The sequence below is a fragment of the Streptomyces sp. NPDC050988 genome (assembly GCF_044456225.1).
Taxonomy (GTDB): Bacteria; Actinomycetota; Actinomycetes; order Streptomycetales; family Streptomycetaceae; genus Streptomyces.
The window spans coordinates 1-15,620 of sequence record NZ_JBITFQ010000025.1 but is presented as its reverse complement, the minus strand read 5'-3'; the positions used below and the strand labels follow the sequence as shown (position 1 = coordinate 15,620).

At 70.5% G+C, this 15,620-nt stretch carries 14 protein-coding genes; 8 read left to right on the top strand and 6 right to left on the bottom strand.

Features of this window, described 5'->3' with window-relative positions:
• Nucleotides 1–17 precede the first annotated feature (17 nt).
• From araD to ACIBEI_RS36230, 4 genes are all read right to left on the bottom strand, one after another.
• The gene (gene araD, locus ACIBEI_RS36245) at nucleotides 18–1,799 is read right to left on the bottom strand and encodes an L-arabinonate dehydratase (protein ID WP_398894710.1); all 1,782 of its coding nucleotides are present in this window, start codon (nucleotides 1,797–1,799) and stop codon (nucleotides 18–20) included.
• Entirely contained in the window at nucleotides 1,796–2,713 is a 918-nt protein-coding gene (locus ACIBEI_RS36240) for a dihydrodipicolinate synthase family protein (RefSeq protein WP_398894708.1), read from the bottom strand. Before ACIBEI_RS36240 ends, araD begins: the two co-directional genes overlap by 4 nt.
• The gene (locus ACIBEI_RS36235) at nucleotides 2,710–3,366 is read right to left on the bottom strand and encodes a GntR family transcriptional regulator (RefSeq protein ID WP_398894706.1); all 657 of its coding nucleotides are present in this window, start codon (nucleotides 3,364–3,366) and stop codon (nucleotides 2,710–2,712) included. Before ACIBEI_RS36235 ends, ACIBEI_RS36240 begins: the two co-directional genes overlap by 4 nt.
• Nucleotides 3,367–3,583: 217 nt before the next feature.
• Nucleotides 3,584–4,189, bottom strand: a complete 606-nt coding sequence (locus ACIBEI_RS36230; protein WP_398894704.1) for a TIGR03086 family metal-binding protein — start codon at nucleotides 4,187–4,189, stop codon at nucleotides 3,584–3,586.
• Between the two features lie 191 nt (nucleotides 4,190–4,380).
• On the opposite strand from ACIBEI_RS36230, the gene ACIBEI_RS36225 reads away from it, so the two are divergent.
• On the top strand, nucleotides 4,381–5,349 hold the full coding sequence (locus ACIBEI_RS36225; RefSeq protein ID WP_398894702.1) for an NAD(P)-dependent alcohol dehydrogenase: 969 nt from the start codon (nucleotides 4,381–4,383) through the stop codon (nucleotides 5,347–5,349).
• 225 nt (nucleotides 5,350–5,574) lie between these two features.
• On the top strand, nucleotides 5,575–6,795 hold the full coding sequence (locus ACIBEI_RS36220) for an MFS transporter (protein WP_398894700.1): 1,221 nt from the start codon (nucleotides 5,575–5,577) through the stop codon (nucleotides 6,793–6,795).
• A gap of 48 nt (nucleotides 6,796–6,843) precedes the next feature.
• Here ACIBEI_RS36220 and ACIBEI_RS36215 read toward each other — a convergent pair whose 3' ends face one another.
• Together ACIBEI_RS36215 and ACIBEI_RS36210 are read right to left on the bottom strand one after the other, a co-directional pair.
• On the bottom strand, nucleotides 6,844–8,019 hold the full coding sequence (locus tag ACIBEI_RS36215; RefSeq protein WP_398894698.1) for a hypothetical protein: 1,176 nt from the start codon (nucleotides 8,017–8,019) through the stop codon (nucleotides 6,844–6,846).
• The gene (locus tag ACIBEI_RS36210) at nucleotides 8,016–8,957 is read right to left on the bottom strand and encodes a 5-dehydro-4-deoxyglucarate dehydratase (protein WP_398894696.1); all 942 of its coding nucleotides are present in this window, start codon (nucleotides 8,955–8,957) and stop codon (nucleotides 8,016–8,018) included. Before ACIBEI_RS36210 ends, ACIBEI_RS36215 begins: the two co-directional genes overlap by 4 nt.
• A gap of 282 nt (nucleotides 8,958–9,239) precedes the next feature.
• Between ACIBEI_RS36210 and ACIBEI_RS36205 the strand changes: the two genes are divergently transcribed.
• The 6 genes from ACIBEI_RS36205 to ACIBEI_RS36180 all read left to right on the top strand — a co-directional run bounded on the left by ACIBEI_RS36205 (nucleotide 9,240) and on the right by ACIBEI_RS36180 (nucleotide 15,444).
• Nucleotides 9,240–10,064 (top strand): NAD-dependent epimerase/dehydratase family protein, encoded by an 825-nt coding sequence (locus tag ACIBEI_RS36205; RefSeq protein ID WP_398894695.1) that lies wholly within the window; start codon nucleotides 9,240–9,242, stop codon nucleotides 10,062–10,064.
• A gap of 305 nt (nucleotides 10,065–10,369) precedes the next feature.
• Entirely contained in the window at nucleotides 10,370–11,140 is a 771-nt protein-coding gene (locus tag ACIBEI_RS36200) for a DeoR/GlpR family DNA-binding transcription regulator (RefSeq protein ID WP_398894694.1), read from the top strand.
• Between the two features lie 134 nt (nucleotides 11,141–11,274).
• The gene (locus tag ACIBEI_RS36195) at nucleotides 11,275–12,645 is read left to right on the top strand and encodes an ABC transporter substrate-binding protein (protein ID WP_398894692.1); all 1,371 of its coding nucleotides are present in this window, start codon (nucleotides 11,275–11,277) and stop codon (nucleotides 12,643–12,645) included.
• Entirely contained in the window at nucleotides 12,642–13,580 is a 939-nt protein-coding gene (locus tag ACIBEI_RS36190) for a carbohydrate ABC transporter permease (protein ID WP_398894690.1), read from the top strand. The genes ACIBEI_RS36195 and ACIBEI_RS36190 overlap by 4 nt, the downstream gene beginning before the upstream one ends.
• A complete protein-coding gene (locus tag ACIBEI_RS36185) occupies nucleotides 13,577–14,458 on the top strand; it encodes a carbohydrate ABC transporter permease (RefSeq protein ID WP_398894688.1) in 882 nt (293 codons plus the stop codon). Before ACIBEI_RS36190 ends, ACIBEI_RS36185 begins: the two co-directional genes overlap by 4 nt.
• On the top strand, nucleotides 14,455–15,444 hold the full coding sequence (locus tag ACIBEI_RS36180) for a zinc-dependent alcohol dehydrogenase family protein (protein WP_398894686.1): 990 nt from the start codon (nucleotides 14,455–14,457) through the stop codon (nucleotides 15,442–15,444). The genes ACIBEI_RS36185 and ACIBEI_RS36180 overlap by 4 nt, the downstream gene beginning before the upstream one ends.
• Nucleotides 15,445–15,620: the final 176 nt, after the last annotated feature.

Genomic DNA, 15,620 nt, shown 5'->3' with positions numbered 1-15,620 from the left:
CCCGATGGGCCGGTCCCTCAGCCCGCGTACGGGTCCTGCACCTTGCCCGGCCGTGCCAGGAACGCGAAGTCGCAGCCGGTGTCCGCCTGGGTGATCTGTTCGTTGTAGAGCGCGCCGTAGCCACGCTCGTAGCGCTCGGGCGGCGCGGTCCACTCCGCCCGGCGCCGCGCCAACTCCTCGTCGTCCACGTTGAGTTGGAGCGCGCGCGACTCGACGTCGAGCGTGATGGTGTCGCCGGTGCGGACCAGGGCGAGCGGTCCGCCGATGTACGACTCGGGCGCCACGTGCAGCACACAGGCGCCGTAACTCGTGCCGCTCATCCGGGCGTCGGAGATCCGCACCATGTCCCGGACGCCCTGCTTCAGCAGGTGGTCGGGGATCGGCAGCATCCCGTACTCGGGCATGCCCGGGCCGCCCTTGGGTCCGGCGTTGCGCAGCACCAGCACGGTGTCGGCCGTGATGCCCAACTCCGGGTCGTTGATGGTGCGTTGCATGGTCCGGTAGTCGTCGAAGACGACCGCGGGACCGGTGTGCTTGAGCAGGTGCGGCTCGGCGGCGATGTGCTTGATGACGGCGCCGTCGGGGCAGAGGTTGCCGCGCAGGACGGCGACGCCTCCCTCGGCGGCGACCGGGTTCTGGCGGGTGCGGATGACGTCGTCGTTGTGCACCTGAGCGGACGCGAGCTGTTCGCCCATGGTGTCGTACGAGACGGTCGGCCGGTCGAGGTGCAGCAGGTCGGTGATCCGCGACAGGAACCCAGGCAGTCCGCCGGCGAAGTGGAAGTCCTCCATGAGGTACGTCCGGCCGCCGGGCCGTACGTTCGCCAGGACCGGCACCGTACGGGCGATCCGGTCGAAGTCGTCGAGGGTGAGCCGGACTCCGGCGCGTCCGGCCATGGCGATCAGGTGGATCACGGCGTTGGTGGAGCCGCCGAGCCCGAGGACCGTCGTCACCGCGTCCTCGAAGGCATCGGCCGTGAGGATGTCGGACAACTTCCGGTCCCTGCGGACGAGTTCGACGATCCTGAGGCCCGAGGCGGCGGCCATCCGGTCGTGCCCCGAGTCGACGGCGGGGATGCTGGAGGCGCCGGGCACGGTGACCCCGAGCACCTCGGCGGCCGCGGTGAGCGTGGACGCCGTACCCATGGTCATGCAGTGACCGGGCGAGCGCGCGAGTCCGCTCTCCAGCTCGGTCATCTCGCAGTCGCCGATGAGCCCGGCGCGCTTGTCGTCCCAGTACTTCCACATGTCGGTGCCGGAGCCGAGGACCTCGTTGCGCCAGTGGCCCGGCAGCATGGGTCCGGCGGGCACGAAGATCGCCGGCAGGTCGACGGACGCGGCGCCCATGAGCAGCGCGGGCGTCGACTTGTCGCAGCCGCCCATGAGGACGGCCCCGTCCACCGGGTACGAACGCAGCAGTTCCTCGGTCTCCATCGCGAGCATGTTGCGGTAGAGCATCGGGGTCGGCTTCTGGAAGGTCTCGCTCAGCGTCGACACCGGGAATTCGAGCGGGAATCCACCGGCCTGCCACACGCCTCGCTTGACCGCCTGGGCACGGTCGCGGAGGTGGACGTGGCAGGGGTTGATGTCGGACCAGGTGTTGAGGATCGCGATGACCGGCTTACCGAGGTGCTCCTCGGGGAGGTAGCCGAGCTGGCGGGTGCGGGCGCGGTGGCTGAAGGAGCGCAGGCCTTCGGTGCCGTACCACTGGTGGCTGCGCAACTGTCTTGGGGCGTCCGGGACTTGGCCCTCGTCCGAGGTGCCGTCGGCGCCCGATGTCGTCGGTTCGGCGTCGGTCATATGGACCACCCCGCGGCGATGGCGGCGACCTCGGCCCGTTCGGACTCGGGGAGCTGCTTGCTCGGCGGGCGGACCTCGCGGCGGCACAGGCCGAGCGAAGCCAGGGCCTCCTTGACGACCGTCACGTTGTTGGCGGAGTTGTTGGCCGCGCGCAGCTCCTCGAAGCGGCGGATCTGCTCCCAGACCTTCATGGCACCCGCGTAGTCGCCGGATCGAAGCGCTTCGATCATGTTCAGCGAAACGGCCGGGGCGACGTTCACGAGCCCCGAGGTGAAGCCCGTCGCGCCCGCCGAGAAGTACGAGGGCGCGTACGGTTCGGCGAGTCCGGCCACCCACACGAAGCGTTCGAGCCCGGCGTCCCGCGCGAACGCGGCGAAGCGGGCCGCGTCCGGCACGGCGTACTTCACACCGATGACGTTCGGGCAGGTGTCGGCCAGTTCGGCGAGCCGGGCGCCGGCGAGCACCGGGTTGCGAATGTACGGGACGACGCCCAGCTCGGGGACCGCCTCCGCGATCGCCCGGTGGTAGTCGACCCAGCCGCCCTCCGAGACGTACGGGTGGACGGGCTGATGGACCATCACCATCTGTGCCCCGAGTTCACGGGCGTGGCGGGCGGAGGCGACGGCGGTCGGCACGTCGTGCCCGACGCCGACCAGGATCGTCGCCCGGTCCCCCGCCTCGTCGATGGTCAACTCCGTTACTGTGCGCCGTTCTTCGGGGCTCAGTGCGTAGAACTCGCCGGTGTTGCCGTTGGGCGTGAGGATGCGTACGCCGCCGTCGAGCACCCGGCGCAGCAGGACGCGGTGGACCTCCTGGTCGATGGAGCCGTCCTCGGCGAACGGGGTCACGGGGATCGCCACCACGTCGGCCAGAGCGGCCCGGCCGGCCTCGAACGCGGTCGTGGTCGCGGTCATTCCTGCTCACCCTTTTCCTGGGCCTCGGGGAAGGCCCGTTGCACGAACGAGGCGATGTGCGAGTGCAGGGCGCGCGCCGCGCCGTCCGAGTCGCCGTCGAGGGCGAGCCGCAGGATCTCCCGGTGCTCGGTGGCCTCGCGCTCCCAGGACGGGTTGGCGGCCCAGGCGACCGCGGAGACCAGGGCTGCCTGGTCGCGGACCTCGTCGAGCATCCGGCCGAGCAGCGGATTGCCGCAGCGGACGTAGAGGGAGCGGTGGAACTCGCGGTTGGCGAGGGAGCGTTGGGCGGTGTCGGTGGCGGCGTCGGCGCGTTCGAGCGCCTCGCGCGCCGTGTCGAGGGAGGAGCCGCGCCGGACGGAACGCCGCAGCGCCTCCGGCTCCAGGAGCAGCCGCACGTCGTACACCTCGCGCGCCATGTCCGCGTCCACCATGCGCACCGTGACGCCCTTGTACTGGTTCATCACGACGAGCCCGGTACCGGCCAGGGTCTTGAGGGCCTCGCGCACCGGGGTCTTGGACACCCCGAACTGCGCGGCGATCTCGGTCTCGACCAGAGCCTGTCCCGGGGTCAACTGCCCGGTGAGGATGCGGTGTTTGATCCCTTCGAGCACGAACTGCGTGCGGGAGGGGATCGGCGTGGGCACAGAGGTCATGCGCGCCTCTCGGGGTCAACGGAGCCCCAAGCATCAGGGGCTCGCGTATCTGATCTCACGTATCGCGTCTCATATATGACGTACGAAGTACGACGCGATGAAAGTAGGAGCACCCCTGTGTTTCGTCAACGCTTCTGACAAAAGAAGTTCGAGCCTTCTGGCAAAAGAAGGCCCGCCCCGTCGGCCGATGGGCTCCGCGGTGGGCTCAGCAGTGGGCTCAGCCGGTGGGCGCCCACCCCGGGTCCCGGCCGCTCAGCCCGATCACCCGGTCCAGCAGAGGCGCCCCCTCCGGCACGGGCACGACCGGCCCGAAGATGGTCCCCCGCGACGGATCGTCCACCGAGGGCGCGAGCATCTCGTACGCCGCGTTCAGAGCCGCCGCGTCGGGGGCGTACGGCTGGCCGGTCGCCCGGGCCAGGTCCCAGCCGTGCACGACGAGTTCGTCGGCGGCGACGATGCCCGCGATCTCGCCGGGCAGCTCCACACCGCCCGCCCGGGTCTCGCCCGTCCACGCGGCCGGATCGCGCCAGGCCTCGGCCAACTCGCCCAGAACCTTGGGCAGTTCGGCACGCCAGCCGGGCGTCACGTCCGGCAGCTGGGAAGTGGGGTCGGTGTCCGTCGTGGCCCCGAGGTCCTTCCGCCCGGCGTCCCGGAAGGCGGCGGACAGCCCGACCAGATGCCCGAGCAGATGACGCACCGCGTACTCCGGACACGGTGTCACGGCGTCGAGCTGCTCCTCGCCCACCTTCTCCGCGAGGCGAGCCACGACCAGGGCCTGCGGCCCCAGGTCAAGGGTGCTCGGAGTCGTACCGTCGTCGCCCATGCCGGGCTCCTCTCGTCAGTGGGTCTTCAGGGGGTAGACCGTCGGCCGTACGAAAACTCATCGCTTCCGCTCCCAAGATCGTGCTCAGGAGTCTGGTCAGGCGTTCGAGCCGTCGAGATGCTCGGTGCACACCGGGATACCGGATGTCACCGGGATATCCGGTGCCGGGGACCGCGAAGGGGAGCCACGCCATGAAGGCGATCGTTCAGGATGCCTACGGATCAGCGGACCTCCTGGAACTGCGCGACATCGACCGCCCCGTGCCCGGCGACGACGAGGTGCTCGTCGAGGTGCGCGCGGCCGGCGTCGGCCCCGAGGTGTGGCACCTCATGACCGGCCGGCCCTATGTGGCGCGCGTGGCCCTGGGGCTCCGTAAGCCCAAGAACCCGGTACGCGGCTGGGACGGCGCCGGACGGGTCGAGGCCGTCGGCGCGAAGGTGACCGAGTTCAAGCCGGGCGACGAGGTCTTCGGCAACTGCGAGGGCTCCTTCGCCCAGTACGCGCGCGCCAAGGCCGCGAAGATCGCCCTCAAACCGGCCAACCTCACCTTCGAACAGGCCGTCGCCCTCCCCGTCTCCGGCATGACCGCCCTCCAGGCCCTGAGCGGCAAGGGCCGTCCGCAGCCGGGCCAGAAGGTGCTCGTCATCGGCGCCTCCGGCGGCGTCGGCTGCTACGCCGTCCAGCTCGCCGCGATGTACGGCGCCGAGGTCACCGGCGTCTGCGGCCCCACGGGCGCGGACTTCGTACGCTCCCAGGGCGCCTCGCACGTCATCGACTACACCCGCGAGGACATCACCGACGGCCCGCACCGCTACGACGTCATCGTCGACAACGCGGGCCTTCGCCCCCTGCCCGTCCTCCGCCGCGCCCTCACTCCGCGCGGCACCCTCGTCATCGTCGGCGGGGAGGGCGGGACCAGCTTCTTCGGCGGTATGAGCCGTGGCCTGCGGGCCGTCACGCTCTCGCCGTTCATCGGCCAGAACCTCCGCAACCTCATCTCGGTCGCGCGCCGCGAGGACCTGCTGACCCTCAAGGAACTCGCCGAGCAGGACAGGATCAGCCCGGCCATCGACCGCACCTACCCCCTCGCCGAGGCTGCCGACGCCCTCCGCCATCTGGAGAAGGGCCATCCCCGGGGCAAGATCGTCCTCACCGTCTGAGCCAGGGAGAGCCCGGCGGACTCCCGGCGGACTCCGGCGGGCTCCGGCGGGCTCCGGCGGGCTCCGGCGGGCTCCGGCGGGCTCCGGCGGGCTCCGGCGGGCTTCCGGCGGGCTTCCGGCGAGGCTTCTCCTCATCCCGTCGCCCCCGCTGCCGCTCCCGCGGCGTCCCCGCTAAGGCACCTGCCCGATGCCCGGCCCAGGGCCTTAGCCCCACGATGACCAGGCATGACGACATGGACAAGGGCATGGACACAGACATGGGCGGTGACCCGTGTCCTGCGAGACCGCAACGCGGGTCTGTACCTCGGCGGAGTCGTGGTCTCCGGGTTCGGCTCGTCGGCGATGTGGCTGGTGTCCGGGATCTGGGTGAAGGATCTGACGGGCTCGGACGGCCTGGCCGCTCTGTGCGTCTTCGCCCTCTGGGCGCCCACGCTGATCGGCCCGGCCCTCGGCACCCTCGCCGACCGCACCCGCCGCCGACCTTTGCTGGTGTGGACGAACCTGGGCCTGGCCGCACTCCTGCTTCCCCTCTTCACCGTCGACTCCCCCGGCACCCTGTGGATCCTCTTCGCCGTGCTCCTGGTCTACGGAGCGGCCGGCGTCGTCCACGACGCGGCGGAGTCGGCCCTGGTGGCCACGGCCGTCGACAAACGGCTCCTCGGCGACTTCAACGGGCTGCGCATGACGGCCAACGAGGGCATGAAACTCCTCGCCCCGCTCGCCGGAGCGGGCCTGTACGCGGCGTACGGGGGCGCCCGCGTCGCACTCCTGGACGCGGTCACCTTCGCCCTGGCCGCGGGCCTCTACACACTCCTGCGCGTCCACGAGCCGAAGCCTCCGACGGCCCCCACCTCTTCGGGCCTGCGCGCCCAAACGGCCGAAGGCGCCCGCTACTTGTGGGGCCACCCGACCCTGCGCCCGCTCGTCCTCGCGGGCGGCACGACCATGCTCTTCTCGGGCCTCAACGGCGCGACGATCTACGCGGTGGCGGAGGGCCTCGGCCACTCCCCCGCGTACGTGGGTGTCCTGTACGTCGCCCAGGGCGTCGGCTCGGTGGCCGTCGGCCTGGCCGCGGGCCCGCTCCTGCGCCGCCTGGGCGAACGCCGGTTCGCCGGGTACGGCATCGCGCTCACCGCCGTGGCCGTGACGGCTCGCGCGCTCCCCTACGACGCGGTGGTCCTCCCCTCCGCCGCGGCGGTCGGCGTCGGACTCCCCTGCGTACTGATCGCGGCACTCACCGCGGTCCAGCGCGAGACGCCGGACGCTCTGCTGGGCCGTACGTCGGCAACCGCCAACACCCTGCTGTTCGCCCCGACGGCGGTGGGGCTGGCGCTGGGCGCGGGCCTGATCGAACTGGTCGACCACCGGGTGCTGTTGGCGGCACTCGGGCTCGTACGACTCGTCACGGTCGCGCCTTTGTTGCGGACGCGATCCCCCGCCCCGTAAGGGGCGCGGGGAACTGCGCGCCCAGCCCCCACCGAACCCGCAGATTTACTACCGCGCTCCCAGCCGCGCGAGCGCTTCCGTCAGGAGCGACAGATCCGCGTCGGACGCCAACCCCGCGTGATACAGCCGCACTTCGGTGGCTCCCAGGCCGACCGCCCGTGTCACGTCCTCGACGAGTGACGCGGGACGGCCGCCCATCCCGCCGACCACGGTGAGGTTGGCCGCCAGTACCGCCCCCTCAACTCCCCGCTCGGCGAAGGGGATCAGCGGCTCGGGCCCGGCGGCGCACGGTACGACCACTCCGTCGGCGACCGACAGGATGTGCCCGGGGTCCACACCGACGTTCGCACCGACGCGGTAGGAGACCGGGTCCGCGTGCAGCAGGATCTGGAATCCCTCGGGCGCGGCCGCGCGTACGGCGAGGACGGCCTCCGTCTGGAGGGACCGGGCGACCGAGTCACGCCACGCGCGCGTGGCCGTCGCAAGCTCGGCGCCGAGCAGCTTCTCCACGTCCTCCCAGCCCTCGACGGGAGCCTCGCCCCGCCACACGGGCTCCAGAGCGCGCCGGACCGAGGCCGCCAACTCGTCGGGGTCGAGCCCCAGTTGCGTATAGCCGTCCCCGCAGGAGGGGCAGAAGCACAGCGACATCAGGTACGTGCCGGCGTCCCCGAGTGCCACGCCCGCCGTCTTGTCGTGGGCGTGCAGATGCGGGAGCCCGTACCAGCCGAGGGACTCCAGTTCCGTGCCCGAGGCGCCGGGACGGATCGCCGCCTCGACGGCCAGATCGACGAGGTACGCGCGCGTGTCGGGCTGCGCGACGCAGGGCGCCCACGCATAGCGGTCCCCATAGGCGTTGACCACCGAGGTGTCCGGAAACTCCACGCCCATACGGGAGTTGTGCGCGAGCACCACCCAGGTGTGCACATCGAGCCCCGCCTCCGCGAGGGCCGACGCGGCTTCCCCGTACGCGTCCCCGGGCGCCCAGTCCCCGGCGGCGTACGGCCGGAGCCTGCGGCCCTGCCACCGAGCGGCGTCCGTCGGGTAGAGCGCGGAGGCGTGCAGCGCGGTGACGATGCGGTGCCGGGGGTGGCGGGGGGTCAGGGCGCGCGTGGAGTGGTACGCGGAGGCGAGCGTCGCCTGCTGGGCGCCGAGCCCGGCGATGCGGGCCGCCGCGTCGGGGTCGCCGTTGACGTCCCACGGATAGACGAAGGTCGACGCCTTCACTTGTCCTCCTCCAGAAGCGCGTAGCCCCGCTCGATCAGCTGGGCGAGCTGCTTGACGTGGTCCTCGGACGGCTCGTGCAGCGGAGGCCGCACCTCGCCCACGTCGAGCCCCCGCAGCCGTACGCCCGCCTTGACCAGCGAGACAGCGTACCCGCGGCCCTGTGCGCGCAGTTCGACGAGAGGCCGGTAGAAGCCGTCGAGGAGCCGGTTCACGGTGGGGTCGTCGCCGGAGCCCAGGGCCCGGTGGAAGGCGAGGGCGATCTCGGGCGCGAAGCAGAAGACGGCGGAGGAGTACAGCGTGATGCCGATACCGCGGTAGGCGAGGCCGGTGAGTTCGGCGGTCGGCAGCCCGTTGAAGTAGAGGAAGTCGCCCGGGAACTCGGACCGCACCGCGCTCACGATGCGCTGCATCAGGTCGAGGTCGCCGAGCCCGTCCTTGATGCCGATGATCCCCTCGGCACGGGCCAGCGAGACGGCGGTGTCGGGCGTGAACACGGCGTTGTCCCGCTGGTAGACGATGACGTCGAGCGAGGTGGCGGCGGCCAGTTCCGTGTAGTGCCGCAGCAGCCCCTCCTGCCCGGCGACGACGAGATAGGGCGGCATGGCGAGCAGCCCGTCCGCGCCCGCCTCCTCGGCGAGCCGCGCGTACCGCACGGCGAGCGCGGTCCCGTACCCGGCGCCCGCGACGACGGGGACACGGCCCGCCGTCTCCTCGACGGCCGCCCGCACGCACTCCTGGAACTCCTCGGGCGTGAGCGCGTGGAACTCCCCGGTCCCGCAGCAGGCGAAGACGGCGGCGGCCCCGGCCTCGACGCCCCGCCGGACGTGCTCGCGGTAGACGCCGAGATCGACGGCTCCGTCGCGGTCGTACGCGGTGACGGGGAAGAACAGCGGCCCGCTCGGGATACTGAGTCGAGCGGCAAGGGGGGCTGACGTCACGGGCTCTCCCTAGAGCATGAGCATGCACGCACACGCCGACTCGTGCACGTTTCTGATCCATGTCCATATCCCTGAACGCTTCCACGCTAAGGCGCCCTCTTGGGGGCGGTCAAGCGGGCCAACATGCATTGCGGGAGCAACAAGGGAGCAGAAAGAGCACGGAAGGGGAGCGGATCCCACCACTCCGCGCGACACTTGACGCGGTCCGTCGACGATCCTTAGCGTGTCCACGGATGTGAATTCCGTACACGATGACGGATGCTGATTCAAGGAGACCCGAGGATGCCCGCTCCCCGCACCGTTCTGCTCACCGGCGCCGCCGGCGGTCTCGGCACCCTGATGCGAGGACTGCTGCCCGCCTACGGCTACGAACTGCGGCTCCTCGATCTGCTCCCGATCGACGGCGAGCCGGGCGCGGTCACCGCGGACCTCGGCGACAAGGAGGCCCTGCGCGAGGCCGTGCGGGGCGTGGACGCGATCATCCACCTCGCGGGCATATCCCTGGAGTCCACCTTCGAGAAGATCCTGAAGGCGAACATCGAGGGCACGTACAACCTGTACGAGGCGGCACGCGAGGAGGGCGTCCGGCGCATCGTCTTCGCCTCCTCCAACCACGCGGTCGGCTACACCCCGCACCCCGGGGGCGAGGCGCCGCACGCCGCGGACACGCTCATCCCCATCGACACCCCGCGCCGCCCGGACACCTTCTACGGACTGTCGAAGTCGTTCGGCGAGGACCTGGCGCAGCTCTACTGGGACAAGCACGGCCTGGAGACCGTCTCCGTGCGGATCGGCTCCTGCTTCATGGAGCCGACCAGTGTGCGCATGCTGTCGGTCTGGATGAGCCCCGGCGACGGCGCCCGCCTCTTCCACGCGGCCCTGACCGCCGACGACGTCGAGCACACCGTCGTCTACGGCTCCTCCGCGAACACCCGCCTGTGGTGGGACCTGGCCACCGCCCGGGGCCTCGGCTACGAGCCCCAGGACGACTCCGAGCAGTACGCCGAGAAGCTGATCGCCGAGCAGGGCGAGCTTGACCCGCGGAACCCGGACCACACCCGCCTGGGCGGCCACTTCGTGACCAACCCGCCGGTCTGGCCGTACTGACACCCGCGCCCGGGCCGGGGATCCCATTCGGCCGCACAGGCCACCGCCGACACATCCGGCCACCACGCAAGGACCACCTCACGGGGCGAGCGGGCACCGAACGGGCCCGCCCGCCCCGTCCTTCGGGCATGCCCACTGCCCGAATTCCGCCGCACCGCAGGTCCGGCACGGGCAGCCATCGTTCGTTACGGTCACATACGGGCGCCATCGGGCCCGCAACAGACCTGGTCAGTGGCGCGTACCCGCTGTAGAACTTCCCCCATGGGCCCCACCGGGCCCGAACGGGCAGTGAGCACGGAGAGCGGGTGTCGGGCATGAGCGCGGAAGAACGTCAGCGGGAGATCGTGAAGAGCGCCCGCCGCACCGGCGCCGTCGACGTGAACGAGCTCGCCGCCGAGCTGGGCGTCGCCAAGGAGACCGTACGACGGGATCTGCGCGCCCTGGAGGACCACGGACTGGTCCGCCGCACGCACGGCGGCGCCTATCCGGTGGAGAGCGCCGGCTTCGAGACGACGCTCGCCTTCCGCGCCACCAGCCATGTGCCCGAGAAGCGCCGGATCGCGGCCGCCGCGGCCGAGCTGCTCGGGGACGCCGAGACGGTCTTCGTCGACGAGGGGTTCACCCCGCAGCTCATCGCCGAGTCACTGCCCCGGGACCGGCCGCTGACCGTGGTCACCGCGTCCCTGGCCACCGCGGGAGCGCTCGCGGAGGCCGACAACACGACGGTGCTGCTGCTCGGCGGCCGGGTCAGGTCCGGCACCCTCGCGACCGTCGATCACTGGACGACGAAGATGCTCGCCGGGTTCGTCATCGACCTGGCGTTCATCGGAGCCAACGGCATCTCTCGCGAACACGGCCTCACCACCCCCGACCCGGCCGTCAGCGAGGTCAAGTCACAGGCCATCCGGGCCGCCCGGCGCACGGTGTTCGCGGGGGTGCACACCAAGTTCGGCGCCGTGAGCTTCTGCCGGTTCGCGGAGATCAGTGCGCTGGAGGCGATCGTCACCAGCACCTTCCTCCCCACGTCCGAGGCCCACCGCTACTCGATGCAGGGCCCCCAGGTCATCCGGGTCTGAAACAGAGACCGCACCCCAGTCCCCATTCCAGCCCCATCCCAGTCCCAAAGAGTTCGAAAAACCAACTGACCCACTACAGAGGCACCACACTCCCCGCGTCATCCCATATGTACTGATAAATCCAGGAGCGATCCATGCGAACCCAGAGCCGACGGAGGCCGCGCGCGACGCTCGTCGCGGCCGCCGCAGGGACGCTGCTCGCCCCTCTGCTCTCCGGTTGCTGGGCCGGAGCGGGCGGAGCGGGCTCCGGTGGCAACTCCATCAACGTCCTCATGGTCAACAACCCGCAGATGGTGGAGCTGCAGAAGCTCACCGCCGCCCACTTCACCAAGGAGACCGGCATCAAGGTGAACTTCACCGTGCTGCCGGAGAACGACGTCCGCGACAAGATCAGCCAGGACTTCGCCAACCAGGCCGGCCAGTACGACGTCGCCACCCTGTCCAACTACGAGATACCGATCTACGCCAAGAACGACTGGCTGCACGAGATGGACTCGTACGTAGCGAAGGACCCGGGCTACGACGAGCAGGACGTCCTCAAGCCCATGCGCCAGTCCCTCACCGCGGACGACGGCAAGCTCTACGGACAGCCCTTCTACGGCGAGTCGTCCTTCCTGATGTACCGCAAGGACGTGTTCGAGGCGAAGGGCCTCACCATGCCCGACCGCCCCACCTGGACCCAGGTGGCCGACCTGGCGGCCAAGGCCGACGGCGCCGAGTCGGGCATGAAGGGCATCTGTCTGCGCGGCCTTCCCGGCTGGGGCGAGGTCATGGCCCCGCTCACCACGGTCGTGAACACCTTCGGTGGCACCTGGTTCGACAAGAGCTGGAAGGCGCGGCTCGACTCCCCCGAGTGGGAACGGGCGGTGAAGTTCTACGTGGACCTCGTCCGCGACCACGGCGAGGCGGGCGCACCCCAGGCCGGCTTCGCCGAGTGCCTCAACAACATGACCCAGGGCAAGGTCGCCATGTGGTACGACGCCACGTCCGCGGCCGGTTCCCTGGAGTCCGCCAAGTCCCCGGTCAAGGGCAAGATCGGCTACGTGCCGGCGCCCGTCGAGAAGACCGAGTCCTCCGGCTGGCTCTACACCTGGGCCTGGGGCATCCAGGACGCGTCCCGGAACCCCGACAAGGCCTGGAAGTTCGTCTCCTGGGCGTCCAGCAAGGAGTACGAGCAGCTGGTCGGCGACGAGATCGGCTGGTCCAACGTCCCGGCCGGCAAGCGCGCCTCCACGTACACCAACGCCGACTACCGCAAGGAGGCCGGCGCCTTCCAGGAGATGACCAAGGAGGCCATCGAGGGCGCCCGGCCCACCGACCCCGGGGTGCAGCCGCGGCCCGCGCCAGGCATCCAGTTCGTCGGCATCCCCGAGTTCACCGATCTCGGCACCAAGGTCTCGCAGGAGATCAGCGCGGCCATCGCCGGACGCCAGTCCGTCGAGTCGGCCCTGAACAAGTCCCAGAAGCTGGCCGAGGAGATCGCCGAGGAGTACGAGGGACGATGACCGCCACAACAACGGCCCCAGTGGCCGCACCATCCGTACGCACCGAGAAGCGTCCCTCGGGCCGCATGCGCGCCTGGGCGACCCGGGCCCCGCTCCTCCCCGCCCTGATCTTCATGATCGCCGTGACCCAGCTCCCCTTCGTGGCCACGCTGGTGATCTCCTTCTTCGACTGGAACTCCCTCTACCCGGACGCCCGCAGCTTCACGGGCTTCGGCAACTACACCGAGGTCCTCACCGACGCGGCCCTGCGCAAGTCGGTCTGGACGACCATCCTGCTGACGGTCACCGTCGTCCTGGCCAGCCTGATCCTGGGCCTGGGCCTCGCCCTCCTCCTGGACCGCAAGTTCCGGGGCCGCGGTGTGGTCCGTACGCTCCTGATCGCGCCCTTCCTGGTCGTCCCCGTGGCGGCGGCCCTGCTCTGGAAGCATGTGCTCTACAACCCTGAATACGGCCTGCTCAATGGGTTGTTGCACTATGTGGGCGGACCACAGCCGGACTGGATCTCCAACACCCCGCTGCTCGCCGTCGAGATGTCCCTCATCTGGCAGTGGACGCCCTTCATGATGCTGATCCTGCTGGCCGGCCTGCAGAGCCGCGACCACGCGCAGATCGAGGCGGCGAAGGTGGACGGCGCGGGCCCCTGGCAGGTCTTCCGCTATCTGACCCTGCCCCACCTGCGCCGCTACCTCGAACTGGGCGCCCTGCTGGGCTCGATCTACATCGTCCAGAACTTCGACGCGGTCTTCACCATCACATCCGGCGGCCTGGGCACCGCGAACCTGCCCTACACCGTCTACCAGAGCTTCTACCAGGCCCACGAGAACGGCCTCGCCTCCGCGGCCGGCGTCCTGGTCGTCATCGGCTCGATCATCATCGCGACCTTCGCGCTGCGCGTGGTCTCGTCCCTGTTCCGCGAGGAGGTGGGCCGCTCATGAGCGCCACCGCGATCCGTGTACGCCCCCGCAGTACCGAGTCCGGCCGGCCCGGCCCCCGCCGCCCCAGGGGAAGGGGCCTCGGCCTGGTCGCCTGGCTGGCCGGGATCGTCTTCTTCCTGCCCATCGCCTGGATGGCCCTGACGTCCTTCCACTCCGAGGAGGACGCGGCCACCAATCCGCCGTCCTTCGGGGCCGCGCTCACCCTCGACGGCTACCGCGAGTTCTTCGGCACGGGCGGCGGCGCGAGCCCCTGGCCGTCACTGATCAACTCGACGGTGGCATCGCTGGTATCAACGCTCCTCGTGCTCCTCCTGGCCCTCCCCGCGGCCTACGCACTCTCCATCCGCCCGGTGAAGAAGTGGACCGACGTCCTGTTCTTCTTCCTCTCGACGAAGATGCTCCCGGTGGTGGCGGGCCTCCTGCCCATCTACCTCTTCGCCAAGAACACCGGAATGCTGGACAACATCTGGCTCCTGGTCATCCTCTACACCTCGATGAACCTGCCGATCGCGGTGTGGATGATGCAGTCGTTCCTCTCCGAGGTCCCGGTGGCGATCATCGAGGCGGCGCAGATAGACGGCGCGAAACTGCCCACCATCCTCGCCCGGGTCGTAGCCCCCATCGCCCTGCCGGGCATCGCGGCCACAGCCCTGATCTGCTTCATCTTCAGCTGGAACGAGCTGCTGTTCGCCCGAGTCCTCACGGGCGTGGTGGCGGAGACCGCCCCTGTCTTCCTCACCGGCTTCATCACCAGCCAGGGCCTGTTCCTGGCGAAGGTGTGCGCCGCGTCGCTCGTCATCTCCCTGCCGGTGCTCGCCGCGGGGTTCGCCGCCCAGGACAAACTGGTCCAGGGCCTGTCGTTGGGAGCCGTGAAATGAAGGCCGCAGTCATCGAGTCCGTGGGCCGTGCCGTCGTGGCCGAGGTCCCGGACCCGACGCCGGGCCCCCGCGACGTCGTCGTCGAGGTCGCCGCCTGCGGCCTGTGCGGCACCGACCTGCACATCCTCCAGGGCGAGTTCGCCCCCAAGCTCCCGATCGTGCCGGGCCACGAGTTCGCGGGCGAGGTGGTCGGGGTGGGCACCCAGGTCACCGAACTCTCACTCGGCGACCGGGTGGCGGTGGACCCGTCCCTCTACTGCTACGAGTGCCGTTTCTGCCGTACGGGCCACAACAACCTCTGCGAGCGCTGGGCGGCCATCGGAGTCACCACGGCAGGCGGCGCGGCCCAGTACGCGGTGGCCCCCGTGGCGAACTGCGTCAAGCTCCCCGACCACATCCGCACCCAGGACGCGGCCCTGGTCGAGCCCCTCTCCTGCGCGGTCCGCGGCTACGACGTACTGAACTCCCGCCTCGGCGCCCATGTCCTGATCTACGGCTCCGGAACCATGGGCCTGATGATGCTGGAACTGGCGAAGCGGACGGGCGCGGCGAGCGTCGACGTGGTCGACATCAACCCGCAGCGGCTCGAGACGGCCGCGCGGCTCGGCGTCTCGGCGACGGCCACCGGGGCCGGCGAGCTGGACCGGCCTCAGGGGTGGGACCTCGTCGTCGACGCCACGGGCAACGCCGCGGCGATCCAGGACGGGCTTGAGCGGGTCGCGAAGGCCGGCACGTTCCTTCAGTTCGGTGTGGCGGACTACTCGACACGGGTGACGATCGACCCGTACCGCATCTACAACCAGGAGATCACCATCACCGGCTCCATGGCCGTCCTGCACAGCTTCGAGCGGGCGGCGGAGCTCTTCGCGACGGGTGTCCTGGACCCGGACATCTTCATCAGCGACCGCCTGCCGCTCGACCAGTACCCCCAGGCCCTGGACCAGTTCGCCTCGGGCGTCGGCCGAAAGATCGTGGTGGTCCCGTAGAACCTTTCTCGCCCCCGCCGCCCCTACCCATTCCCGTCCTTCTGGGGCTCCGCCCCAGACCCCGTGGGGGTGCGTTGTTGAGTGCGGGCCGGTGGGGGCTGATCGCGCAGTTCCCCGCGCCCCTAAAGACCTTAGGGGCGCGGGGAACTGCGCAATCTTTTGGGGGTTCGGGGGCG